This is a genomic window from Dethiosulfatibacter aminovorans DSM 17477, from assembly GCF_900142005.1.
GTDB classification, from domain to species: Bacteria; Bacillota; Clostridia; order Tissierellales; family Dethiosulfatibacteraceae; genus Dethiosulfatibacter; species Dethiosulfatibacter aminovorans.
Map to the genome: position 1 here is coordinate 40129 of NZ_FQZL01000024.1, position 24465 is coordinate 64593.

The 24465-nt window shown below is 38.9% G+C and carries 20 protein-coding genes; 18 read left to right on the plus strand and 2 right to left on the minus strand.

What is annotated here, in order from left to right:
• Nucleotides 1–58: 58 nt before the first annotated feature.
• Nucleotides 59–271, plus strand: coding sequence for a sulfurtransferase TusA family protein (locus BUB05_RS13695; RefSeq protein ID WP_073050184.1), 213 nt, complete (start codon nt 59–61; stop codon nt 269–271).
• Here BUB05_RS13695 and BUB05_RS13700 read toward each other — a convergent pair.
• Nucleotides 268–1164: a LysR family transcriptional regulator gene (locus BUB05_RS13700; protein WP_073050185.1), complete on the minus strand. Its 897-nt coding sequence runs from the start codon at nt 1162–1164 to the stop codon at nt 268–270. The genes BUB05_RS13695 and BUB05_RS13700 overlap by 4 nt on opposite strands.
• 476 nt (nt 1165–1640) lie before the next feature.
• Here BUB05_RS13700 and BUB05_RS13705 point away from each other — a divergent pair, with 476 nt between their 5' ends.
• From BUB05_RS13705 to BUB05_RS13725, 5 genes are all read left to right on the plus strand, one after another.
• On the plus strand, nt 1641–2258 hold the full coding sequence (locus BUB05_RS13705) for a YeeE/YedE thiosulfate transporter family protein (RefSeq protein WP_073050202.1): 618 nt from the start codon (nt 1641–1643) through the stop codon (nt 2256–2258).
• A gap of 73 nt (nt 2259–2331) precedes the next feature.
• Nucleotides 2332–2562: a sulfurtransferase TusA family protein gene (locus BUB05_RS13710; protein WP_073050186.1), complete on the plus strand. Its 231-nt coding sequence runs from the start codon at nt 2332–2334 to the stop codon at nt 2560–2562.
• 76 nt (nt 2563–2638) lie between these two features.
• Nucleotides 2639–2869 (plus strand): sulfurtransferase TusA family protein, encoded by a 231-nt coding sequence (locus BUB05_RS13715; protein ID WP_073050187.1) that lies wholly within the window; start codon nt 2639–2641, stop codon nt 2867–2869.
• A 75-nt stretch (nt 2870–2944) separates the two neighbouring features.
• Nucleotides 2945–3460, plus strand: a complete 516-nt coding sequence (locus tag BUB05_RS13720; RefSeq protein WP_073050203.1) for a YeeE/YedE thiosulfate transporter family protein — start codon at nt 2945–2947, stop codon at nt 3458–3460.
• 90 nt (nt 3461–3550) lie between these two features.
• Nucleotides 3551–4777 (plus strand): FAD-dependent oxidoreductase, encoded by a 1227-nt coding sequence (locus tag BUB05_RS13725; RefSeq protein ID WP_073050204.1) that lies wholly within the window; start codon nt 3551–3553, stop codon nt 4775–4777.
• 71 nt (nt 4778–4848) lie between these two features.
• On the opposite strand, the gene BUB05_RS13730 is transcribed toward BUB05_RS13725, so the two are convergent.
• Entirely contained in the window at nt 4849–6390 is a 1542-nt protein-coding gene (locus tag BUB05_RS13730; protein ID WP_094762953.1) for an ArnT family glycosyltransferase, read from the minus strand.
• A gap of 241 nt (nt 6391–6631) precedes the next feature.
• Here BUB05_RS13730 and BUB05_RS13735 point away from each other — a divergent pair, with 241 nt between their 5' ends.
• The 12 genes from BUB05_RS13735 (at nt 6632) to BUB05_RS13795 (ending at nt 23785) form a co-directional block, all read left to right on the plus strand.
• Entirely contained in the window at nt 6632–7552 is a 921-nt protein-coding gene (locus tag BUB05_RS13735) for a sulfurtransferase (RefSeq protein WP_073050188.1), read from the plus strand.
• 27 nt (nt 7553–7579) lie between these two features.
• The gene (locus BUB05_RS18880; RefSeq protein WP_245819894.1) at nt 7580–9355 is read left to right on the plus strand and encodes a rhodanese-like domain-containing protein; all 1776 of its coding nucleotides are present in this window, start codon (nt 7580–7582) and stop codon (nt 9353–9355) included.
• Between the two features lie 370 nt (nt 9356–9725).
• Nucleotides 9726–10760 carry a tRNA 2-selenouridine(34) synthase MnmH gene (gene mnmH, locus BUB05_RS13750; RefSeq protein ID WP_073050189.1) on the plus strand — a complete coding sequence of 345 codons (1035 nt, stop codon included), beginning with the start codon at nt 9726–9728 and terminating at the stop codon, nt 10758–10760.
• 202 nt (nt 10761–10962) lie between these two features.
• A complete protein-coding gene (locus tag BUB05_RS13755; RefSeq protein ID WP_073050190.1) occupies nt 10963–11460 on the plus strand; it encodes a flavin reductase family protein in 498 nt (165 codons plus the stop codon).
• 351 nt (nt 11461–11811) lie between these two features.
• A complete protein-coding gene (locus tag BUB05_RS13760) occupies nt 11812–13185 on the plus strand; it encodes a beta/alpha barrel domain-containing protein (protein ID WP_245819896.1) in 1374 nt (457 codons plus the stop codon).
• A complete protein-coding gene (locus tag BUB05_RS13765; protein ID WP_073050192.1) occupies nt 13182–14183 on the plus strand; it encodes an isocitrate/isopropylmalate dehydrogenase family protein in 1002 nt (333 codons plus the stop codon). The genes BUB05_RS13760 and BUB05_RS13765 overlap by 4 nt, the downstream gene beginning before the upstream one ends.
• Before the next feature lie 307 nt (nt 14184–14490).
• Complete coding sequence (locus BUB05_RS13770; RefSeq protein WP_073050193.1) at nt 14491–17919, plus strand: pyruvate carboxylase; 3429 nt, start codon at nt 14491–14493, stop codon at nt 17917–17919.
• 315 nt (nt 17920–18234) lie between these two features.
• On the plus strand, nt 18235–20259 hold the full coding sequence (locus tag BUB05_RS13775; RefSeq protein ID WP_073050194.1) for a urocanate hydratase: 2025 nt from the start codon (nt 18235–18237) through the stop codon (nt 20257–20259).
• A 16-nt stretch (nt 20260–20275) separates the two neighbouring features.
• Nucleotides 20276–21166 carry a glutamate formimidoyltransferase gene (gene ftcD / locus BUB05_RS13780; RefSeq protein ID WP_073050195.1) on the plus strand — a complete coding sequence of 297 codons (891 nt, stop codon included), beginning with the start codon at nt 20276–20278 and terminating at the stop codon, nt 21164–21166.
• Nucleotides 21167–21249: 83 nt separating this feature from the next.
• Nucleotides 21250–22497, plus strand: a complete 1248-nt coding sequence (gene hutI, locus BUB05_RS13785) for an imidazolonepropionase (RefSeq protein ID WP_073050196.1) — start codon at nt 21250–21252, stop codon at nt 22495–22497.
• Nucleotides 22498–22651: 154 nt separating this feature from the next.
• A complete protein-coding gene (locus tag BUB05_RS13790; protein WP_073050197.1) occupies nt 22652–23269 on the plus strand; it encodes a cyclodeaminase/cyclohydrolase family protein in 618 nt (205 codons plus the stop codon).
• A 75-nt stretch (nt 23270–23344) separates the two neighbouring features.
• Nucleotides 23345–23785: a histidine utilization transcription antiterminator HutP gene (locus BUB05_RS13795; RefSeq protein WP_281257999.1), complete on the plus strand. Its 441-nt coding sequence runs from the start codon at nt 23345–23347 to the stop codon at nt 23783–23785.
• Nucleotides 23786–24465 lie beyond the last annotated feature (680 nt).

Here is a 24465-nt window from a genome sequence, read left to right on the forward strand (position 1 = left end):
AACTATTATAATATATATATATATATTAACTTTCCTAAATTGTAAAGAGGTGAGTGCAATGAAAAAAATGAATTGTTTTGGGGATATGTGTCCTGTTCCCGTAGTAAAAATAATAAAAGAACTTCCAAAGCTTGAGGTAGGGGAAGCCTTGGAAGTTGTTACAGACCACAGTTGTGTAGTTGAATCCATAAAGGATAAATTCAAAAAAAACAATCTGGAAATTGAAGAAGTGATGAATGGAGTCTGGGAAATCAAGATTTACAAGGTCTAGCAAAAGCTTTTTTCGCCGATTTCCTTAAAGGTTTTTGAAAATTCTTCTACTGCCTTTGAAGGATGACCTTCCTTTTTAGTGACCATGAATACATTGATGTTGACGTCAAAATCCTTTATGTTGATTATCTTGAAATGCTTGTTGTAAAGCTCTTCCTTTATTGCAATATAGGGAAGAAAGGCCACTCCGTGCTTTTTGTGAAGTGATGATTTCACTGCCTCTATGGAATCAAGCTGGAAAAGAATATTCATATCGTCATAGGAACAGTTGCTCTTATTGAGCAAATTACCAATTTCGTCCTTAACTTCATCCTGTACAATCATTGAAATCATTGGATATTCCATCATTTCATCCACGGTTATTTCCTTTGGGATATTGTAATAGTAAGAAGATACAAGAACAAATCTATTGGCTCCAACCTTGTAATAGTTCAGGTTGGGGTCGTCGCTTTTTTTGTAGACAAACCCAAGATCTGAAATATCATTAGAGACATTGTCCTTAATCTTGCTTGAGATGTTTGTTATCAATTCATATTTGTGTGAAGGGAATTTTTCCTTGATGATATAAAGAGAGCAAGGAAGTGCATAGTTTGATATTGAGGGACACGCTTCCATATGAACAGTATTGGTGTCTTCGTTCCCGTGTTCAAGTTCTGAAAGCATTTTGTCATAAGTATTTATTATGTTCTCAGAGTATTTCAAGACTATTTCTCCCATCTCGGTCAATGTTACACCCTTGTTGCTCCTTTCAAGGAGCTTGAAACCCAGGCTGTCCTCAAGCTTTTGGATTTGCTGACTCAGGGCCGATTGAGATATATGGATTTGTTTTGCTACCTTTGAAATACTTTTAACTTTTGCTACTTGATAAAAGTAATTGAAATATTCGATATGCATTATTAGTGCTCCTTTTTTTAGCTATAATAAATTCTGATACTATATAATTATATCAAATAAATAGAAAATTACAAACTATGTTAATATATAGACAAGATTGTTAATAATATATCAGATTCAAATTCAAAAAAATTCCGTAAAGGAGTGAGAAAATGTCAGACGAGAAAAACAACCAGGAAAACGCCACGCCTGAAAGAAGAAAACCTAGAAGGCCGTCTCAAATGGCTCAAGAGGAAACCAAAACTTCGCCTGCTGCAGAAGCAACTGCAGAAAACACCGGTGAAAGAAGAAAGCCTCGAAGACCCTCAAGAGAAGGACAGTCATCTGAGCCAAAGGGTGAAGGCGAAGAAAGAAAACCTCGCAGACCTTCGAGAGCAGCGGCAACTGCAGATGCACCTGCAGAAGGTGAGGAAAGAAAACCTAGAAGGAGTTCTAGCTCAAGCAGGGCAGGTTCCAGAAAGAAAAAGAAAGATCAGATGCCTATAGGCCTGGCAGTTCTTGCAGGCATATTGCTTTTCGCCCTGTATCTTAACACCAAATCAGGTGAACTGGCCATGTACTGGATAGTAGGAATCTGTTTTGGATTCATACTTCGTAGAGCAAGTTTCTGCTTTACAGCATCGATGAGGGATCCGTACCTTACAGGGTCTACAACAATTACCAGGGCGGTACTTATTGCATTTGCAGTAACGTCAATAGGATTTACCGCAATCAAGTATGGATATTTCAGAATGGGACTTCCAATACCTGGAATGAGTTATGTAGTACCGGTCAGTGTGGCTACGGCAGTAGGAGCATTCATATTCGGAATAGGAATGGTTATTGCCGGAGGATGTGCATCGGGAACTCTAATGAGAGTTGGAGAAGGATTCCACATGCAGGTATTGTCACTGTTCTTCTTCATAGTAGGTTCACTTTGGGGAGCCCATGATATGGGATTCTGGAAGAGGAATTTCATGCTTGCAGGGAAAAAAGTCTTCCTTCCGGACGTATTCGGATGGTTCGGAGGTATTGTAGTAAACCTTCTCATAATTGCAGTGTTGTATGTTGCTGCTGAAAAGTGGGAAAACAGAAAAGGTGCAGCCGGTCATTAAGACTGAACCTTGCGTCAGTTAGAATAATTCACATCAAAAAAGAAAAATAAAATGAAAAATGGAGGAAATTAAAATGGCTAAAGAAGTAATTTTGGATTGTATGGGAGAAGCGTGTCCGGTACCTTTGGTAAAGGCAGAGAAGGCTCTTGCAGAGCTTGAAATTGAAGATGTACTGGTAGTTCAGTGTGACCACAGTTGTGCAATGAAAAACGTACCTGAGTGGGCAAGAAAAGAAGGACACTATGTTGACATCGAAGAAGTAGATGACGGCGAGTGGGAAATAATTATAGAGAAAGCAAAATAATTTTTGAAATATAAATTTGAAACAAGTTCAAATATTAAGAATAATAAAAAATATAAAATAACCGGAGGAAATTAAAATGGCTAAAGAAGTAATTTTGGATTGTATGGGAGAAGCGTGTCCGGTACCTTTGGTAAAGGCAGAGAAGGCTCTTGCAGAGCTTGAAGTCGAAGATGTACTGGTAGTTCAGTGTGACCACAGTTGTGCAATGAAAAACGTACCTGAGTGGGCAAGAAAAGAAGGACACTATGTTGACATTGAAGAAGTAGATGACGGCGAGTGGGAAATAATCATCGAAAAAGCCAAGTAATCAACTGACAGTAATTAACAGACAAATATAAATGGAGGTGTAGTTTTGGAATTTTTGAAAAAACTTAAAGACAATATGTTCTTTAAAAGATGGTTCAAAACACCTTATACATATGTGATGGGAGCAATTCTCCTTTCAATTTTTCAAATAGTTACATTTGGACTTACCGGAAATCCGTGGGGAGTTTCAGGAGTTTTGGCAAACTGGGGTGCGTGGCTGTATGAAGCAGTAGGCGGAAGCGTTGACAAATGGTACTACTTCAGCAGCGAAGGAGCTCAGAGAACTCTTGAGGCAGGTTTCATGAACCACGGCGGAACTATGAGGAATTTAGGTATAATATTTGGAGCGTTGTTTGCGTCTTTGATGGCTTCTCAGTTCAAAATCAAGAAGATCAAGTCAAAGAAACAGGTAGTAGCTGCAATATTAGGTGGACTATTCATGGGTTATGGAGCTAGAATCGCAGGAGGATGTAATATTGGTGCATTGTACAGCGGTATAACTTCACTTTCCTTGTCAGGCTGGGTATTTGCTTTCTTTATGTTCTTTGGAGCAGTAACTGGAAGCAAGCTGCTTGTGAAATACTTCATGTAGAAGGTATTAAAATTTAATATTGCAATTATGCTTGCCTCGGCAAGCATAATTAGTACGGAAAAATTCATACAATACGGAGGAGATATAGATATGGCAAGAGAAAAGAAAGTTGAATATTATGACGTTGTAGTTATAGGAGCCGGCGCAGCTGGTCTTACGGCTGCAATTTACAGTGCAAGAGCAAGACTGAACACATTGATTATGGAGAAGGCTCTGGTTGGTGGACTTGCAACATATACCAATGAAATTGAAAACTATCCGGGATTCCCCAACAGCCCAAAAGGTGAAGAGATTACTGACGAGATGAAGGCTCAGGCAAAGAAAATGGGTGTCAAGTTCAAGTTGACAGAAGTTCAAAAAGTTGAACTTGAGGGAGAAGAAAAGGTAGTTGAAACTTTCAGAAACAAGTTCATTGCAAAATCTGTAATACTTGCAACCGGTGGAAGACCACGTATAACAAAAGCTAAAAATGAAGAGGATTACCTGTTCGACAAGGGTATATCATTCTGTGCAACCTGTGATGCGGCAGCGAATACTGACAAGACTGTTGTAGTCATTGGTAGTGGGGATGCTGCAATTGAGGAAGGAATGTTCCTTACAAAATTTGCAAAAAAAGTAATAGTATCTGTTATGCATGATGAAGGTACAATGGACTGTAATGAAATAGCCAAGGAAGCGGCTCTGGCAAACCCTAAAATGGAATTCATCTGGAATACGGTTGTTGAATCATTTGAAGGGGAAGGACACCTTGATACAGTGGTTCTCAAAGATCTTAAGGCAAACAAGCTTGTACCTGTGAAATGCGACAACTGTTTCGAATTCATAGGCTATGTTCCAAATACTGAAATATTCAAGGAGCAGATAGACCTTACACCACAGGGATATATCCTTACAAATGACAGAATGGAAACGAATATAGAAGGTGTATTTGCTTGTGGAGACGTAAGGGAAAAATGGCTCAAGCAGGTTGCTACAGCTGTTGGCGATGGAGCTATTGCAGGATTCGCAGCAGAAAAATACATTGCTGAAAGCGAAGTGTTTGAACAAACAATCATGAAGAAAGACAAGAATGGAGCAATTTATGTATATAATGCAATAGAGGCTGACCAGAGAGAACTTCTTCCATTGATTGAAGAAATGACTGAAAAGCACAGGGCAGATTTCAATTTCTGCAAGATTGATGTATACAAGTCTGACGGACTTGCAAAGAGACTTGGTAGAACAGAATACCCATATGTTGCGATTGTTAAGGATGGACAAGTAGCTGAGTATGTTACTGAAGTCAATGAAGACGCAATAATGGCAGCAATAAAATAGTCAAAAGCAAATTAAATCCCTGCAGGATGCAACAATCTTGCAGGGATTTGTTATAGCTTGAGAAGGATAAATCAATTCACCTTATAGATTTTCACAGACCATTCATCTCTGTACATATACCGCACTATTCGCATCCCATAGGGGCTTGTAAATTCCTTTTCAAGGGTGCAGTTCTCTTCGAAAAATTCATTCATGTCGTCGTAGTAGTAATAAAGATTGCCGTAAATTCCGTTCCAAACCGGGCGATGGTCATATATGAAGTCCATTTCTTCAGGATAGATTATATATTCTATATCGTTGGAATTTATGTATTCTTCAAAATTCAGATCATTGTCCTTCAGGTAATGGAGGTTCCTGTAATCCAGAAGGCTTCCGTTGCCAAAATAGAATTCCGCATTCAGGTTACAAAGCACCTTGTCTTCAGCTGATACAATTTCAGCTATATTTTCTATATAATCTTCATAATCATTGTTCAAATATGGATAGATATTGAAGATTGAAAAATAAAAAAGCAAAGTGCAGGTGGCAAAGGTTATTATCCTTTTGATATTTGTCCTGTTGACAAGATTGAGATAAATAAGCCACATGAAGGGCACCTGAAAAACAAAGCTGGTTTGGTTGAATCTTCCGATAACCACATATGTAATGTTTATTCCGGCTATGCAGAGAAGAAGTCCGGCAAGATAGTGCTCCTCTCTGTTTTTGATTATGCAGTACAATGCGCTTGCAATGGAAAAAATAAAGAGCCAGAACTGAAACTTTATATAGGGGGTATAGTAGGTGCCGCTTACTGAATAATAAAGCTTCATATAGAAATATTTGAGGGTAGAAAGTTTGGTGGATGGTGTTTCCAATACTCCAAACTGATCTCCGATCTTCATATAGTGGTATATGAAGTTTGAATCAAAGGAGAAGCTTATTGCTACAAAAATGAATGCAATGATCCCTGTGATAAGAACATATATAGCCAGAGAAGATATTTTTTCCCTTTTGACAATGAATATATCGTAAAGATACAGCAGTCCTGTTATAGCGGAAATAAAGAGGGCATTTGGATGAAAACCGATGGCTAAACCTGTTAACAATGCCAGAAGTACAGGCTTCAGCATTGAAGAGATATTTCTGTAATAAATGTAGTAGGAAGTAATCATAAGAAAGAGTATCAGGATTTCCTGTCTTGCAAAATGCGATGCATAGATATATTGTATATCCAATGAAAGAACTACAGTTGAAATCAGTGCAAAACTCAAGTCCCTTGTTTTTCTAAAGTTGACAAGGTAGAAGACGTACAATATGCCGCAAGAAGCCAACAGGGAAACAAGACGCACAGTGAAGGGAGAGTAGCCCATCAATAAAATGAAGGCAGCTTGAATATAATGAAATATAATTTTTATTCCATGTGGGAATCTCCTATATGTATTAAAAAAAGTTTCAGTAACTGCCGGTGATCCGGATTCAAGATAATTTCTGGACAGTCCGCTTAACCAGCTTTCGTCAGAGTGGATAAATGGAAAGTTGTCAAGGAAGAGTATGTTAATTAATAGATAAACAAATATATACATCAATATGGGTTTTTCTAAAAAATATTTGGCCTTATCTTTAAATGGGTTCATGTTTTTTACTCCAAAATCTAATATTTAGTATCATTATACTAAATATTATAGTAATATTAAACTATATTATCTATTCAAATGCTATATTAAAAAATGTGATATCCAAAAGCAAACGTTATGACTTATAATTATTGTGTATTATTTAACAATCTTGAAACGATTATTATTAAACAATCTTGCAACAAATCTTTAACAACACCAAGAAACTCAAATCAATAAAATTATGGATGGAGGACGGCATATGCGTAAATTATCGTTACTACTTGTACTATGTATGGTTCTTGTATCTGCTATGGGATTGACTGGATGTGCATCCTATGATTTTGCAGAAACCGATACTGCTGTTGTTTCAGCGGAAGATGCCTTGGTCATGATGGCTTCCGGCAATGTAGTGCTAGTAGATATGCAGGACGAAGATGATTATAACAAAAGTCATGTTGAAAATTCGGTTAACATTCAAAGAAGCGATATCAATGTGAATGAACCTTTCAGCAACATGATTGCTCCCAAGGAAACTATAGAAAAAGTCATGGGCAGCAGAGGTATATCAAACGACACCATGGTTATTGCTTATGACAATAAGAATAACATGGATGCATCAAGATTATGGTGGACATTGAAGGTCTACGGACATGACAATGTTAAGGTGGTAAGCGGCGGACTTACAGCATTGGAAGCTGCAGGTGCAGTGTGTACCGACATTGTTCCTGTAATTGCAAAGGCTGAATTTACAGCAGCTGACAAGAACGAAGAATATATTGCAACAAAAGCGGATATAGAAGCGCAGGTCAATGAACCTGATGCAAACATTATGCTTATAGATACAAGATCTTTTGAGGAATTCAATGCGGGAACAATACCTGGTTCCGTAAATATTGAATACCTTATGAACAATCACAACGACAAGACTATAAAGTCGCCAAGAGATATTCAAATCACATACATTGAAAAAGGGCTTGAACCTGAAATGACGGCAGTATTATACTGCAAGACCTCAATAAGGGGAGCAGAAACATTTGTTGCCCTGTGGAATGCAGGATATAGAAATATCAAGCTATATGATGGGGCATGGCTGGAGTGGAGCTCCGACGAGGATGCTCCTTCGGATGTACCGGCAGATAATTCTACACCTGTAAACTCAAACAGTCAGGATAATAGTTAAAACTATTATTAAAATAAGGAGGAGAATATGAATAAGATTTTGAAAAGGTTACTGGTACTATTGACTGTATTGGCTATGGTATTCAGTATGGTGGCATGTGCACCAAAGACAGAAGAACCAGAGGCACCAGCAGAAACTGAAACACCGGCAGAAACTGAAACACCTGAAGAACCGACGGCGGACGTACTTGCAGATGCAGTTAATGCATACTTCGCAGAAATGCCTGATGATATCTACAAGATTAATCAGAATGCTTTCCTTGAAAAGGTTGAGGAAGGCGAAGATATGTTCATTCTTGATATCAGACAAGCTGACGCTTATGCTGCAGGACACGTAAAAGGAGCTGTAAACGCACCTTGGGGACCTGCAATAGCTGAAAACTTGAAGTACATACCACAGGACAAGACGGTTTATGTTTACTGCTATTCAGGACAAACAGCAGGACAGACTGTTATGACACTGAATGCAGCCGGCGTTGATGCCAAATCTGTAAATCTTGGATTTAACTATGGAATATCAAGGGTTGACGGTTATGAGGCGCTTATCACTACAGATGTTGCTGAATTCGGTACTGAAGAGTACGAAATTGCTCCTGAAATACAGGATGCTCTGAACGCTTACTATGCAGGACTTGCTGATGTTGCTGATACAATTTTCAAGAACTACAAGATTTCTGAAGCAAGCTTGAGAGAAATGATTGACAACAACGATGACAGCATTTACATCCTTTCAATCAGAAGTGAAGCTGACTATGCAGACGGACACATCATAGGTGCCGAGCAAATATCATTTGAAGCGGGAATGCAGGAAAACTTTGCATCGCTTCCAATGGACAAAAAAATAGTTGTTTACTGCTACACAGGACAGACTGCAGGACAAACTACTGCAGGATTGAGATTGTTGGGTTATGACGCTGTTTCACTTAACGGTGGAATGGGGATGTCAATCAATGCTCCTATTGGATGGGCAAACCAAGGATTCCCTGTACACGTAGTAGAAGAAGCTGCAAACGACTACTTTGCAAATCTTCCGGATGACATCAACAAGATCAAGCAGGATACATTCCTTGAAAAGGTAGCTGCTGGGGAAGATATGTTTGTACTTGATATAAGGCAAGCTGATGCTTATGCTGAAGGACACGTAAAGGGAGCTGTAAATGCACCTTGGGGACCTGCAATAGCTGAAAACTTGAAATACATACCACAGGACAAAACAGTTTATGTTTATTGTTATTCTGGACAGACTGCAGGACAGGCTGTTGCCACTCTTCAGATGGCAGGAGTTGATGCCAAATCTGTAAATCTTGGATTCAACTATGGTATTTCGAAGGTAGAAGGATATGAAGCGCAGATTGAAACTACTGAAAATGCCTTTGGAATGGAAGAAGTTGAAATTGCACCTGCAATGCAGGCAGCATTTGACATGTACTACAGCGGACTTGCTGATGTGGCTGATACAGTTTACAAAAACTACAAGGTAAGCGAGCAAAACCTTAAGGATATGATTGATGCATCTGACGATTCAATCTATGTTCTTTCAATCAGAAGTGAAGCGGATTATGCCGCAGGACATATTCCTACAGCAGTTCAAATGAACTACGGAAAAGGAATGCAGGAAAACTTCAATACTCTTCCTAGAGATAAGACAATTGTTGTTTACTGCTATACAGGACAGACTGCAGGACAAACTACAGCAGTTCTTAGATTCCTTGGATATGACGCTGTATCACTTAACGGTGGTATGGGAATGGAATCAAATGCTCCTCTCGGATGGGCAAACCAGGGATTTGAAGTAGTACAATAATCAATTGAATATTTGAAACTTACGGCGTTGCGATTATCGCAGCGCCGTATTTTTAATGGTCCCGGAATTAAGCTCCGTGCCAGCTCCTTGCTCCCTCTTGGTAAAGTCTTATACAAAAGCACTTCTAAACACCTTGAATCGCTGGTATTTAGCCACCGGTACAACAATTTGAATATATATAATTGTGATTGTTGATACCTATTAGTCGAGACCTCACTGATGTCGTACATGATTTCCTGGTTCTTGAAATATATCCGTCTTATGTCTTACGATATAATAATCGAAGATTGGGATAATGGGAGATTGGTAATATATGCTTTAACTGGGCATGGTTTTATGCTATAATGTTACACTGAAAGAGGTGACAATAATGTTTTTGGAACTACCATACGAAAAATTTAATGAGAATGCAATATTTATCGATGTTAGAACTGAAATGGAATACGAGGAATCACATATTCCGAATTCGATAAATATCCCTCTCTTTACAAATGAAGAGAGAAAGGAGATAGGAACGGCCTATAAGCAGGAAAGTGTGGACCAGGCTAGAAGGCTCGGCGTCAAATACGCATCAAGGAAAATGAATGAAACTTTTGAAAAACTCCTTGAATTGAGAGGAGACCATAATCAGCGTCTCGTTGCATATTGTGCAAGAGGTGGATATAGAAGTACTTTCTTTTCCACTGCATTCAGTTCAATAGGAATCAGCGTACTGAAGATGAAAGGCGGATACAAGGCATACAGGAAATATGTCATGGAAACACTTCCTATATATAATGACGAGGTTGAATACATAGTTGTTCATGGAAATACCGGTACTGGGAAAACTGATATCCTCAAAAATCTTAGGGAAAAAGGACTGGATGTACTTGACCTTGAAGGTGCGGCCAATCACAGAGGATCTCTTTTAGGAAGTATAGGGCTTGGAGAATGCAAATCCCAGAAGCAGTTTGAATCAAATATTCTTGAACAAATGTCAGCTTTCAAGACGGACCATGTATATGTGGAAGCCGAAAGCAGAAGAATAGGGAAGGTTATGGTACCGAAATATATCCATGAGAAGATGCGTGATGGAAAGCATATATTTGTGAGTGGAGATATTGATTACAGAGTCGGGATAATCAAAAAGGATTATATAGCAAGAGAAAACTGGAAAGAGGAATCCATGGAAGCACTTGACACCCTGCTCAAGTATATGGATAAAAGCAGAGTTGCGGAATTGAAGGACAGCCTTGAAAAAGGGGATGTGGATGGAGTAATAAAGAAGCTTATGCTTGAATATTACGATCCAATGTATATGAATAAATCTGATACTTATGAATATGAGCTGAAGATTGAAGATATTACAGATGCTGAATTTGCAGCGGATAGAATTGAAGAGTGGCATAAGATAAACATCTTGTAGAAGGTGTTTTTTCTTTTGTTCATGACGTTCAAGATAATTATCAGGGCTGGATGTCCGGAGAATTTCGGTTTTAGGTATTGTTGTTAGGGATTCTGCTTATAATAAGGAAGAAAAGAAAAATTAGAATTCGAGTAATTGGCATTTGACAATAACGCTTTTTGAAATTATAATTTTAATGGACATAATTATGGAGGTGTTTAATTTGAAGAAAGAAGTAAAAGATTTAAGAAACTCAGTTCAGCCAAGGCCGGATATACTTGTATCCTGCAGGCACAATGGAGAAGACAATGCACTTGCTGTAGCAGTTGCCATGAATTGTAGCTTTGACCCGCCTATGGTTGCTGTGGGAATAGTGCCAAGCAGATATTCATACAATATGATCAAGGAATCAGGAGTTTTCGTTGTAAACCTTGTTACTGAAAGCATGAGAGAACAATATGCATATCTTGGTTCAAAAAGTAGAAGGGATTTTGACAAGCTTAAGGAGCTTGGAATGGAAACTGTTGATGGAACCGTGGTGGATGCTCCGTTGCTTGTTGATTGTCCGGTAAATGCCGAATGCACAATAGTGGACAGCATAGAAACCGGATCCCATGTTCTTTTTATCGGTAAGGTTGAATGTATACATGCCGATGAGGAATTGCTTAATGAAAATGGTGGCGTAGATTATAAAAAAATTGATTTGTTGAAATTCATATAGTGATGCTTGAACCTTCCTTTATATTAATAAGTATTAGGGAAGGTTTTTTATTTATCGGTCTAAACGTTACGACTGACCCGAGAAATTTATTCATTAATGACAACAGGGAGGAAAAACGACAAATGCAAGATAAAATAATTAACTTGCAAAAACTCCTTGACTATCGCTGTCTAATTTGTTATTATAATACCATGATAAAGCAAGTTGTGGTATGTAAATACAATGTAAAATCAATGGATTAAGGCTAAATGTAGGCTTTTTATTCCTTGTATTTGCAATACAACGGTATTTTTTTGGCCATGCATGAAACTGTCCGCAAAATACTTGCATAAACAATGGAGGGAAGCAAGAATGGTAGATAATAATTATTCACAAATATTAGATGTTATAAAACCCAACTTATTTAAAGGGATTTTTCCTTACGAGAAGTTTCCTGTAAGCAAATTTGATAATGTTACACTTCCATATGATCTGCCTGATGACATCTGGATAACAGATACAACGTTCAGAGATGGACAGCAGTCTATGGAATCCTTTACTGTTGAACAGATAGAAAAGATATTTAAAATGTTAAATATATTGGATAATGGAAATGGATTGATAAGACAATCGGAGTTTTTCATGTACTCAAAAAGAGACAGGGAAGCTCTCGAAAAATGTCAGGCTTTAGGATTTGAGTTTCCTGAAATAACAGGATGGGCAAGACCTAAAATTGAAGATATGAAGTTGGCAAAGGCTTGTGGCGTAAAGGAGACAGGAATACTTATGTCGTGTTCTGACTATCATATATTCCAGAAGCTCAATAAGAGCAGAAGTCAGGTGTTCAGTCTTTACCTCAGTGCAATAGAGAAAGCGTTGGAATATGGTATTAAGCCAAGATGTCATCTGGAAGATATTACTAGAGCTGATGTATTTGGATTTGTTGTTCCGCTTGTAACGGCGATAAATGACATGGGTAAAGCTGCAGGTGTTGACATCAAGTTCAGGATATGTGACACACTTGGCGTAGGGAAACCATTTAACGGTCACAAGCTTCCAAGGAGTGTACCAGGTCTTGTTTACTATATCAAGAATCTTGCCGGGCTTAAATCGGAGCAGCTTGAATGGCACGGACACAACGATTATTACTATTGTACAGCCAATTCGACGGCGGCTTGGATGTACGGAGCTTCATCGGTAAGTACAACTCTGCTGGGAATAGGTGAAAGAACAGGGAATTGTCCGATGGAATCAATGCTTGTTGAGTATCATCAGTTGAAAGAACCAAAAAACAAGATAAATTTTGCAATGCTTAATGAAATTGTAGCATTCTTTGATGAGGAATTTGGGTTTAAGGTACATACAAAAATGCCGTTTTTGGGCGCAGAATCAAACTCTACCAGAGCGGGAATACATGCGGACGGTATAATGAAAAATGCTGACATTTACAATTCGTTCAACAGCAAGGACATATTTAATAGAAATATCAAAATAGTAGTTAATCAATATTCAGGAGTTGCAGGGATTTCGGGGTGGATAAATCTTTATTATGACCTTGCCAGGGATGTGAGAATATCCAAAAAAGATTCAAGAATAAGTCTCATCAAGAATCTTATAGATGCTGAATATGATTCCGGAAGAACAACTGCCATCAGTGATAAGGAAATGGTAAGGTTTACGGAACAAATATTCGGAAATACTCTAGGTAATACTGGTGTGAACGATGACAAAAAAGGAGTTCTATGAAAATAACATTAATATATGGTGACGGAATTGGCTATGAAGTGATCAGGGCTACTGAGGAGATTATTGACGCAGTAACCGATAAGATAGAATGGGAAATAATGGAAGCGGGAGCGGAAATAACAGACAAATATAATACTCCCCTTCCTGAAGAAACCCTGGAAAGCATTAGAAGAAACAAGATTGCATTAAAGGGACCAACGGCTACTCCTGTGGGGCAGGGCTTCAGAAGCGTCAATGTAGAAATAAGGAAGAAACTCGATCTATATGCCAACCTCAGGCCTTTGAAGTCTTACGAGGGAGTTGAAACCCTGTACAAGGATATTGATCTTGTTATTGTAAGGGAAAATACAGAAGGTCTGTATATCGGCGAAGAAGAGATGATTGACCATGAGACTGCAGTTTCCAAGAAAATCATAACAAAGAATGCCAGTGAAAGAATTGTGGATTTTGCATTCAAGTATGCAGAAAAGAACAATAGAAAAAAAGTTACTGCAGCGCACAAGGCTAATATAATGAAGTTTTCAGATGGATTGTTTTTGGAAGCATCCAATATGGTGGCTGAAAAATATCCGGAAAAAGAGTATGACAGCAAGATTATTGATGCCATGTGCATGGAACTGGTAATGAAGCCTCATAATTTTGATGTTGTTGTAGCCCCCAACTTCTACGGAGATATTTTATCTGACTTGTGCTCTGGGCTTGTAGGCGGTTTGGGTTATGCTCCCGGTGCAAATATAGGTGATGAATGTGCGGTGTTTGAAGCTGTACATGGAACGGCTCCCGATATAGCGGGAAAAGGTGTTGCCAATCCGGCATCCGCAATCTTATCAGGATGTATGATGCTTGAATACATAGGAATGTATGAAGAGGCTGGCGAAATAATTTCGGCATTGAAGGAAGTGTTTGCAAACAGTAAACAAATGTATGGGAAAAACGGAATGCTGAATACAAATAAGTTTAAAGAAGAAATAATTAAAAAAATAAAAAAAATCGCTTGATAAATTAATAAAATTTTGTTACACTGTTAACTAATGTAAAACAAATTGAAATGGAGTTTATAACTCCATATTTTTTTAGCTGTATATTTTTTCTATAAATATGATAAAATACAGTGTTGGCAAGAAAGCAGCTTTGCTGCGTTAACCGGGTCACGCTTCATGTGGCCAAAGCGGTTATTAAGAGGTCGTAGAAAGTTTCCTTAACCGCGTAATACCAACGCTTCAAGGGATTACGCATTTTTAACTTTCTTAGCCTACAAGAAAACTGTGAAATGAATGTTAAAATTGTAAGGTGGTGTTTGATTTAATGAAGAAATTTAAGAGAATTTTAGTGGCAAACAGAGGTGAGATTGCCATAAGAATATTCAGGGCCTGCAGGGAGCTTGGAATAAGGTCGGTGGCAATTTATTCTGAAGAGGATAAGAATGCTCTTTTCAGAACAAAGGCTGACGAATCATATCAAATAGGTAAGAACAAAGGTCCTGTTGAAGCTTATCTGGGCATTGATGAGATAATAAGTCTCGCTAAATCAAAGGGTGCTGATGCGATACATCCTGGATACGGGTTCTTGGCTGAAAACACTGAATTTGCGAGGAAGTGTGAAGAGGCTGGTATAGAATTCATAGGTCCCGACCATATAATGATGGATAGGCTTGGAGACAAAATAAAGTCAAAGATGGTTGCTAACGAAGTGGGAGTACCCACTATACCGGGCATAGAAAAGGCTGTGCATTCTGATAAGGATGCTAAAAAATTTGCAGATTACTGCGGATATCCAGTAATGTTGAAAGCTGCCGCAGGCGGCGGCGGCAGAGGTATGAGGATAGTAAGAGAGGAAAAAGATCTTCTTTCCGAATTTAGAAGCGCTCAGAACGAAGCCAAGAAGGCATTTGGCATAGACGATATATTCATTGAAAAGTATCTTGAAAAGCCGAAGCATATTGAGGTTCAGATTCTTGGCGACAAATACGGCAATCTTGTTCATCTTTATGACAGGGACTGTTCAATACAGAGAAGGCATCAGAAACTGATTGAGTTTACACCTTCAATCTGCCTTACTGAGGAACAGCGAAACAATATATGTAATGATGCTTTGAAAATTGCAGGTGCTGTAAACTATAGAAATGCCGGTACTGTTGAGTTTCTTGTAGATTCAAACGGTGACCATTACTTTATAGAGATGAATCCGAGAATTCAGGTTGAGCATACGGTTTCTGAAATGGTAACTGGTATTGATATTGTTCAGTCTCAAATAATGGTAGCTGAAGGTTTTGCTCTTGACTCCGATGAAATCGGAATCAAGGCACAGGATGATGTTCAGGTGAGAGGATTTGCCATTCAGTGTCGTGTAACCACGGAAGACCCTTCCAACAATTTTGCACCTGATACGGGAATAATAGACGTATATCGTTCAAGTTCGGGTCTTGGAATAAGACTTGATGGGGGAAATGGATTTACAGGGGCGGTTATCAGTCCGTATTATGACAGTTTGCTTGTCAAGGTAACATCTTACGGCAGAACATTCAGTGATGCTATCAAGAAGTCCACAAGGGCTCTCAAGGAGTTCAAAATCAGGGGCGTTAAAACAAATATTGGATTTCTTCTGAATGTGCTGAATCATGAGACATTTAAAGCTGGAAACTGTGATACTGGATTTATTGCAGAAAACCCGGAACTTCTTGATATAAGAAGTGGAGCTGATGAAGAATTGAGGGTGCTGAAATATATTGGAAACCTGGTTGTCAATGAAGCCAGGGGTGAAAAGCCTCAGTTCGATGTCCCTAGAGTTCCGGCATATGAAAAAATAAAAAATCTTTCCGGAACAAAGCAGATTCTTGACAGCAAGGGGCCTGATGGACTTGTTGACTGGATAAAAAATGAAAAGAAGCTTCTTTTGACTGATACAACAATGAGGGATGCTCATCAGTCTCTAATGGCAACAAGAATGAGAACTGTTGACATGCTTAAGATTGCACCAGCGATCTCCAACATGGGAAAAGACCTGTTCTCGTTGGAAATGTGGGGAGGAGCGACTTTTGACGTTGCCTACAGATTCCTGAAGGAGTCGCCATGGGAAAGACTGGAAGAATTGCGAAAGGCAATTCCAAATATAATGTTCCAAATGCTTTTGAGAGGTTCAAATGCAGTAGGCTACAAGAATTATCCTGACAATGTAATCAGAAAATTCGTAAAGCAGTCTGCAAAATCAGGAATAGATGTTTTCAGGATATTCGACTCTCTTAACTGGTTGAAGGGAATGGAAGTATCCATTGATGAAGTCCTTAATCAAGGCAAGGTGGTGGAAGCAAGCATCTGCTATACTGGAGACATACTTGATGAAACAAAGGACAAGTATACATTGAAGTACTATGTGGATATGGCCAAGGAGCTTGAAAAATCAGGAGCTCATATTCTTGGGATAAAAGATATGTCCGGTTTGCTGAAGCCTATGGCTGCCAACAAGCTTATAAAGGCTCTAAAGAATGAAATAAGCATTCCTATCCATCTTCATACTCATGATACAAGCGGTAATGGTATAGCAACGGTGCTTATGGCGGCTATAGCAGATATAGATATTGTAGATGCGGCATTTAACAGTATGTCGGGACTTACAAGCCAGCCGGCGCTCAACTCGGTAGTGGCCGCAATGGAAAATACTGGCAGAGACACAGGCTTGAAGCTTGATGATCTACAGGGGATATCGGATTACTGGGATGCAGTAAGACCGGTATATGGAAATTTTGAATCAGGCCTCAAGTCTGGAACTGCTGAAATATACAAATATGAAATTCCTGGAGGTCAATACTCGAATCTTAAGCCTCAGGTAGAGAGCTTTGGACTTGGTCACAAGTTCCAGGAAGTCAAGGAAATGTACAAGACTGTCAATGAAATGTTCGGGGACATTGTCAAGGTTACTCCATCTTCAAAGGCTGTAGGGGACCTGGCCATATTCATGATTCAGAATGAACTTAATCCTGAGAATATTTATGAAAAAGCAAAAGACATGGATTTCCCTGACTCTTCAGTTGCCTACTTCCAGGGAATGATGGGACAGCCTATGGGAGGATTTCCTGAGGAACTGAGAACGCTGGTTCTTAAAGGAAAAGAAACCATATATACAAGACCTGGAGAATTGCTGCCGGATGAAGACTTTGACAAGATCAAGGCTCATTTGGATAAAGAGTTCAATATGGACAGTGATGACAAGGATGTGTTGAGTTATGCCTTGTATCCAAAGGTGTATGAAGATTATTTGAAGTATCTGGAAAATACCGGGGAATTCAAGCTTATGGGAAGTGATATTTATTTCCATGGATTGACTGAAGGGGAAACTTGCGAAGTCAAGATAGATGAAGGCAAGTTACTTGTAATCAAGCTCATTGAAGTGAGAAAGATAAACGATGAAGGATTCAGAGACTTGGTATTTGAGCTTAACGGAAACAGAAGGGTAATAAACGTTAAGGATGAAAGTGCCAAGATTGTAAACGGTGCGGCTGCGAAACTAATGGCTGACGAGTCAATACCAGGAGAAGTAGGAGCCAATATTCCGGGAACAATAATCAAAGTGTTGGCAAAGGAAGGGGATCAGGTAGATGCCAAAACTCCTATAGCGGTGATAGAAGCCATGAAGATGGAAACGAATATTCTGTCTCCTGTAGCGGGTACTGTTGTAGACATGCATGTAAAAGAAGGACAGCAGGTAGAAGCCGGAGAGCTTATAGCCGTGGTAGAGTAAAATTTAATCAATATAATCAAGGCGTCGACAAATATGTCGGCGTCTATTTTATTTTTTACGAACTCCAAAGATTTTATTTTTAACTTTAAATACAAATTCTTCCTTAATATAATAAAAAAGAATAACGTGCAAATGTTGTGAATTACGACTGCTGCAGTAGGAACAAATAGGATTATTATCACAGACCGACCAAAATACTTTGAAATGTCGAAAAATTAAATTTATTTTCTGCTGTAGACGAATTATAGACGCTCTGAATATAAAATGAAAACAAATTAATAGACTTTTAGGTCAGTAATATTAGGAGGAACTAAAATGTTAAACAATTTAGACATTGCACAATCAATGACAATCAAATTAGATGCAGAATTGCCAGAGTATCCGGAGTTCGACCCGCAATATAGAAGAGCTCCCAAGAGAGAACTCACATTGACTGACAGGGAAATAAAGCTTGCCCTTAAGAATGCTTTGAGATATATCCCTGAAGAGCATCATGAAATTGTGGCTCCTGAATTTTTAGACGAGCTTATGACATATGGTAGAATTTATGGTTACAGATACAGACCGGCAGGAAAACTTTATGGTAAGCCAATAGATGAGTACAAGGGAAAATGCACTGAAGGTAAAGCTTTCCAGGTAATGATTGACAACAACCTTGACTTTGATATTTGCTTGTATCCATACGAACTTGTTACTTATGGAGAGACTGGACAGGTTTGTCAGAACTGGATGCAGTACAGACTGATAATGAAATATCTTGAAGAGCTGACTGATGAGCAGACTCTTGTTTTATTCTCCGGACATCCCCTGGGATTATTCAAGTCGCACAAGACCAGCCCAAGAGCACTTATCACAAACGGACTTATGATAGGTATGTTCGACAATCCTGAAGACTGGGCAAAAGCCACAGCAATGGGAGTGTCAAGCTACGGCCAGATGACAGCAGGCGGATGGATGTACATCGGACCTCAGGGAATAGTTCACGGTACTTTCAACACTATTCTTATAGCGGGAAGAATGAAGCTTGGTGTAGCTGAAGACGGAGATCTTACAGGACATATGTTTGTAACATCCGGACTTGGTGGAATGAGTGGAGCCCAGCCAAAGGCCATAGAGATAGCGAATGGTGTTGGTATTGTAGCGGAGGTTGACTTTTCAAGAATTCAGACAAGACTCGATCAGGGATGGGTTTCAATGGCTACAGATGACCTTAAGGAAGCTTTTGCCATTGCACGTGAATATATGGAAAAGAAAGAGTCGATTTCAATAGCATACCACGGAAACATTGTTGATCTTCTCCAATATGCAGTAGACAATGACGAACATATTGAGCTTCTTTCAGACCAGACTTCATGCCACGTTCCATACGACGGTGGATATTGCCCACAGGGAATGACATTTGAAGAAAGAACTGAAATGCTCAAAACCGACAAGGCTGGATTCAAAAAGCTTGTAGATGAATCACTTGTCAAGCACTACCATTTAATCAAGACACTTACAGAAAGAGGAACTTACTTCTTCGATTACGGCAATGCATTCATGAGGGCGGTTTATGATGCAGGCGCCAAGGATATAGCTAAAAACGGAGTAGATACAAGCGAAGGATTCGTATTCCCTTCATATGTAGAAGATATATTGGGACCACAACTGTTTGATTACGGATACGGACCATTCAGATGGGTATGTCTAAGTGGAAAGCATGATGACCTTGTCAAGACTGACCAGGCAGCAATGTCGGTAATAGATCCAAACAGAAGAGGTCAGGACAGGGACAACTGGGTATGGATAAGAGATGCAGAGAAGAACCAGCTTGTTGTTGGAACTCAGGCAAGGATTCTATACCAGGATGCACTTGGTAGAAGAGACATAGCCCTTAAGTTCAATGAAATGGTTAGAAACGGTGAAATAGGACCTGTAATGCTTGGCAGGGACCATCACGATACGGGTGGAACAGATTCACCTTACAGAGAGACATCAAACATCAAAGATGGAAGTAACATCACTGCAGATATGGCGGTTCAATGTTTTGCTGGAAATGCAGCCAGAGGGATGAGTCTTGTAGCTCTTCACAATGGTGGAGGAGTTGGAATAAGCAAGTCAATCAACGGTGGTTTCGGTATGGTTCTTGACGGCAGCGAAAGAGTTGATGAAATACTTATGAAGGTTATTCCTTGGGACACTATGGTTGGAGTATCAAGAAGAAGCTGGGCAAGAAATGACAACTCCGTTGAAACAGTAGTCGAGTACAACAAGCAGTTCAAAGGCGAAGACCATATTACAGTTCCATATGTTGCAGATGATTCTTTAATAGAGAAAGTTTTCAACAACTACAAAAAATAAATTTTAGGAGAATATAATGAATAGAATTATAGAATGTGTCCCAAATTTTAGTGAAGGAAGGGACCTTGAAAAAATTGAAAAAATAGTAGATTCATTTAGAGCAAAAAAAGGTGTAAAGCTTCTTGACTACAGCAATGACGAGTCTCACAACAGATGTGTTGTTACTGTTGTTGGAGAGCCTGAGCCACTTAAGGCTGCAATGGTTGAAGCAATAGGAAAGGCTGTAGAGCTTATAGACATGACAAGTCATGAAGGACAGCATCCAAGAATGGGAGCTGTTGACGTTATACCTTTCATTCCAATCAAGAATGTTACAGTTGAAGAAGCAGATGTACTTGCAAAAGAAACTGCAAAGGAAGCTTCAGAAAAATTCGGACTGCCATTTTTCCTTTATGAGAAGTCCGCTACGGCTCCTCACAGGGAAAATCTTGCAAAAGTAAGAAAAGGACAGTTCGAGGGAATGAAGGAAAAAATGGAAGACGACATGTGGAAGCCTGATTTCGGTCCTGAGACTATTCATCCAACTGCAGGAGTAACTGCAATAGGAGCTAGAATGCCTCTAGTGGCTTACAATATCAAGCTTGATACAAACAACCTTGAAATAGCAAACAAGATTGCGAGACAAATCAGACATTTAAGCGGTGGTTTCAGATACTGCAAGGCTATAGGGATAGACCTTGAAGATAGGGGAATCGTGGAAGTTTCAATGAACCTTACAGACTACACCAAGACAGCTGTATACAGAGCATTTGAAACAGTGAAGATGGAGTGCAGAAGATATGGAGTAAACGTACTTGGAAGTGAAATAGTAGGTCTTGTACCTATGCAGGCACTTGTTGACACTGCAGAGTACTACCTTGGACTTGAGAATTTCAGCATAGACCAGGTTCTTGAAACTAGATTATAGAAAAACTTTCAGATGGGGCCCCGGCTCCATCTGTGTTTGAATTTAATTGCTTTAATGACATTATTATGAAAGGATGTGGAAAAATGAGTAAAAGATTAATATTGAATGCATCAGAAGTATTGACTTGTTCCGGATTTGGACCTAAATTCGGGGAAGATATGATGGATATTGGAAGGATAGAAAAGGGTGCAGTGATCATTGAGGACGGATTAATCAAAAAAGTTGGTGTGCAGAAAGAGCTTCTCAAAGATATAAATATTGAAGATTATGAAATAATAGATGCAAAAGGCAACACCGTAATGCCTGGTTTTGTTGATTCACATACTCACTTTGTTTTTGGCGGATACAGGGCGGAAGAATTTTCCTGGAGACTAAGGGGAGACAACTATATGGACATCATGAAAAGAGGTGGAGGTATAGTGAGCTCTGTCAAGTCAACAAGGGAGTCTACCCTTGAAGAGCTTGTAGCCAGAGGTGCAAAGAGGCTTGATTCCATGGTTAAGTTTGGAGTGACAACTGTCGAAGGGAAAAGTGGATATGGACTGGATCTTGATACAGAAATCAGACAGCTGGAAGCAATGAAGATATTGAAAGAAAGAAAAGATATCGATATAGCCACTACATTCCTTGGACCTCACGCCGTTGAAAAGCAGTACAAGGGAAAAGAAGATGAGTTCATAGATTATCAGATAAATGAAGTGCTTCCGGTAGTTGTAGAGAAGGGACTTGCTGAATTTGCAGATATCTTCTGTGAAGACAATGTGTTTAATGTTGAGCAATCAAGAAGATTCCTTCAAGCTGCCAAGGATGCGGGAATGAAACTGAAGATTCATGCTGATGAAATAGTTCAGCTTGGCGGAGCTGAGCTTGCAGCAGAACTTGGCGCCACATCTGCTGACCATCTTCTGCAGGCATCCGACAAGGGCATTGAAGCAATGGCGGAAAAAGGTGTAATATCTACACTGTTGCCATGTACTGCATTCCTTCTGAAGGAAGAATATGCCAGAGGAAGATATATGATAGACAATGGATGCGCAGTAGCGCTTGCCACGGATCTAAATCCTGGAAGTTGCTTCACCAATTCCATACCTTTGCTTATTTCGTTATCGTCTTTATATATGGACATGAGAATTGAAGAAGTAATAACTGCCATAACCATAAATGGCGCAGCTGCCGTATCAAGAGCTGACTCGGTAGGAAGTATTGACGAGGGAAAGAAAGCGGATATCATAATTCTTGACTTCCCGTCTTATCATTTCCTTCCATACCATGCAGGCGTGAACATCGTTAAAACAGTAATAAAATCAGGGGAAATAGTTGCCCAAAATTAATCTGCTATTGCAGTAAAAAAATAATGATATTTTATCTCGCGACAAGTTTCGTACTAATTCATGAAACACTTGGAACACAATTGAACCGTTTATGTTTCAAATATTACAAGAATTAACTCAACTAATGTTGTGATATAAAACTAGGAGGATTACAATGAAAAATTTATCAATTGAACAATTTACTATAGAGACAGCATCAGATGCACCGGTACCTGGTGGCGGAAGTATTGCTGCAGTAAGCGGATCTTTGTCTGCTGCACTTGCTAAAATGGTGGCAAACCTTACTATAGGAAAGAAAAAATATGCAGAAGTTGAAGAGGAAATGAAGGAAATTTCCGAAAAGGCAGAAGCTATAAGAGTAAAAATGCTTGACGATATCGAAAGGGATTGTGCTGCTTTCAATCTTGTTATGGATGCATTCAAGCTTCCCAAGGAAACGGATGAAGAAAAGGCTGCCAGAACTGCAGCTATCCAGAATGGTCTTAAAGAGGCTGCTTCAGTACCTATGGAAATTGCTGAAAATGCATACAGCATAATGGCTCTTTCAGAAAGAGTTGTTTTGGCAGGAAACAGCAATGCAGTTACAGATGGACTGGTATCTGCAATGATGGCCAGGACTGCAGTTTTATCTGCGATTCTCAATGTTAAAATAAATCTTGATTCTATCAAGGATGAAGCTTTTGTGGCAGAACTTGCCGGAAAGGTTGCGGACATTGAAAAGAAAACTTTGGAAACTGAAAAGGCAATACTTGAAGCATCGCCTTTCAAATAATTCATAAAACTTTATTAATTCATATACCTTCAGTTTTATGCTATAATTATATTATAATTAGGACGAGGTGTGAAATTGAAAAGAACTGGAATTGGTAAAATAGCTCTTATGCTTGCTCTGAACGAAGGAGCTGCTCTTGAAAGGCATATTGAAAAATTCGAGGAACAGAATTATATGCTGTATAGAGGCAAAGTAGGATCCATGGAAACGGGAAAGATTTTTGCAGCAGTTGAAACGGCTGCAATGCGTGAAGACATGATAAGGGAGAACTACAGGGAAGAACATGCGCTATACCACGCTACAATGGAGGCTTTCAGCGCATACTGCAGGGGTCAGGTTGACCTTGGAAATGTGTTGAGAAGTACTGGACTTGTATTTTCCATCGCAAGAGGAAATCTTGTTTCGGGAGACAAGTCTTCAGGAGAATGGATTGCAGTAGTATTGTATGGGCAGATTGGATCCCCTAGACAGGGATTTGAGCACGAAGCTATAGGAATGGGCATACAGCCTGTATAGGTCTCTGATGAATCAAAGCGCTAGTGTAAAGATACTGTAGGGAAAAAATAAAAATATACGAAAAACAGCACTTGAAGGTGCTGTTTTTTTATGGTTAAAGATCCATAATCTCTTGAAGTACTGGTGTTGTGCAATTAATTAATGCACTATTTAAAGTTAATATATTAACGTAATTTAGTAACTAAGGAGAGTTTTAATAAATAAGTTAGCCATAAAAAGAATCGGTGTTAAGCATTTATAGCATTAAATGATATGATTTATTTGAGAAAAAAATCACAAAATAATTTAGAAAATATGATGAATTATGAAAAATGCAATAAAATAATGCGTTAAATAATGAAAAGTGCATTGCTTTATTGCGTTTTTCATTCTTCGGTGTTCGTTTTAGAAGTTGCAACTGGATTGAGATATTATGAAAGCCAGTCATAATAAAGAAAACAGGAGAAAAAAGTACAGTGGAAATCATATTGGCACGTATATTGCATTACTAATGATCATGCTAAACTTATGAAACAATTCCAATTTAATATATTTCGCAAATATACTTCATGAATTTACTTTCATAAACATACTTCGCAAACATGATTCATATCTAATTCACTAACGTGAACATATTCAAATTTAATTAAGCTTGCCGCATATTTAATACATCATTTGAAACGATTCCAATATAAGCATAT

Excerpts from the sequence above, each read along its gene's own strand:
- BUB05_RS13710 (WP_073050186.1), top strand. The coding sequence starts at position 2,332 with ATGGCTAAAGAAGTAATTTTGGATTGTATGGGAGAAGCGTGTCCGGTA.
- ftcD (WP_073050195.1), top strand. The coding sequence starts at position 20,276 with ATGAATAGAATTATAGAATGTGTCCCAAATTTTAGTGAAGGAAGGGAC.
- BUB05_RS13695 (WP_073050184.1), top strand. The coding sequence starts at position 59 with ATGAAAAAAATGAATTGTTTTGGGGATATGTGTCCTGTTCCCGTAGTA.
- BUB05_RS13735 (WP_073050188.1), top strand. The coding sequence starts at position 6,632 with ATGCGTAAATTATCGTTACTACTTGTACTATGTATGGTTCTTGTATCT.
- BUB05_RS13770 (WP_073050193.1), top strand. The coding sequence starts at position 14,491 with ATGAAGAAATTTAAGAGAATTTTAGTGGCAAACAGAGGTGAGATTGCC.
- BUB05_RS13700 (WP_073050185.1), bottom strand. The coding sequence starts at position 1,164 with ATGCATATCGAATATTTCAATTACTTTTATCAAGTAGCAAAAGTTAAA.
- BUB05_RS13775 (WP_073050194.1), top strand. The coding sequence starts at position 18,235 with ATGTTAAACAATTTAGACATTGCACAATCAATGACAATCAAATTAGAT.
- BUB05_RS13730 (WP_094762953.1), bottom strand. The coding sequence starts at position 6,390 with ATGAACCCATTTAAAGATAAGGCCAAATATTTTTTAGAAAAACCCATA.
- BUB05_RS13790 (WP_073050197.1), top strand. The coding sequence starts at position 22,652 with ATGAAAAATTTATCAATTGAACAATTTACTATAGAGACAGCATCAGAT.
- BUB05_RS13760 (WP_245819896.1), top strand. The coding sequence starts at position 11,812 with ATGGTAGATAATAATTATTCACAAATATTAGATGTTATAAAACCCAAC.
- mnmH (WP_073050189.1), top strand. The coding sequence starts at position 9,726 with ATGTTTTTGGAACTACCATACGAAAAATTTAATGAGAATGCAATATTT.
- BUB05_RS13720 (WP_073050203.1), top strand. The coding sequence starts at position 2,945 with ATGTTCTTTAAAAGATGGTTCAAAACACCTTATACATATGTGATGGGA.
- BUB05_RS13765 (WP_073050192.1), top strand. The coding sequence starts at position 13,182 with ATGAAAATAACATTAATATATGGTGACGGAATTGGCTATGAAGTGATC.
- BUB05_RS13725 (WP_073050204.1), top strand. The coding sequence starts at position 3,551 with ATGGCAAGAGAAAAGAAAGTTGAATATTATGACGTTGTAGTTATAGGA.
- BUB05_RS18880 (WP_245819894.1), top strand. The coding sequence starts at position 7,580 with ATGAATAAGATTTTGAAAAGGTTACTGGTACTATTGACTGTATTGGCT.
- BUB05_RS13715 (WP_073050187.1), top strand. The coding sequence starts at position 2,639 with ATGGCTAAAGAAGTAATTTTGGATTGTATGGGAGAAGCGTGTCCGGTA.
- hutI (WP_073050196.1), top strand. The coding sequence starts at position 21,250 with ATGAGTAAAAGATTAATATTGAATGCATCAGAAGTATTGACTTGTTCC.
- BUB05_RS13705 (WP_073050202.1), top strand. The coding sequence starts at position 1,641 with ATGCCTATAGGCCTGGCAGTTCTTGCAGGCATATTGCTTTTCGCCCTG.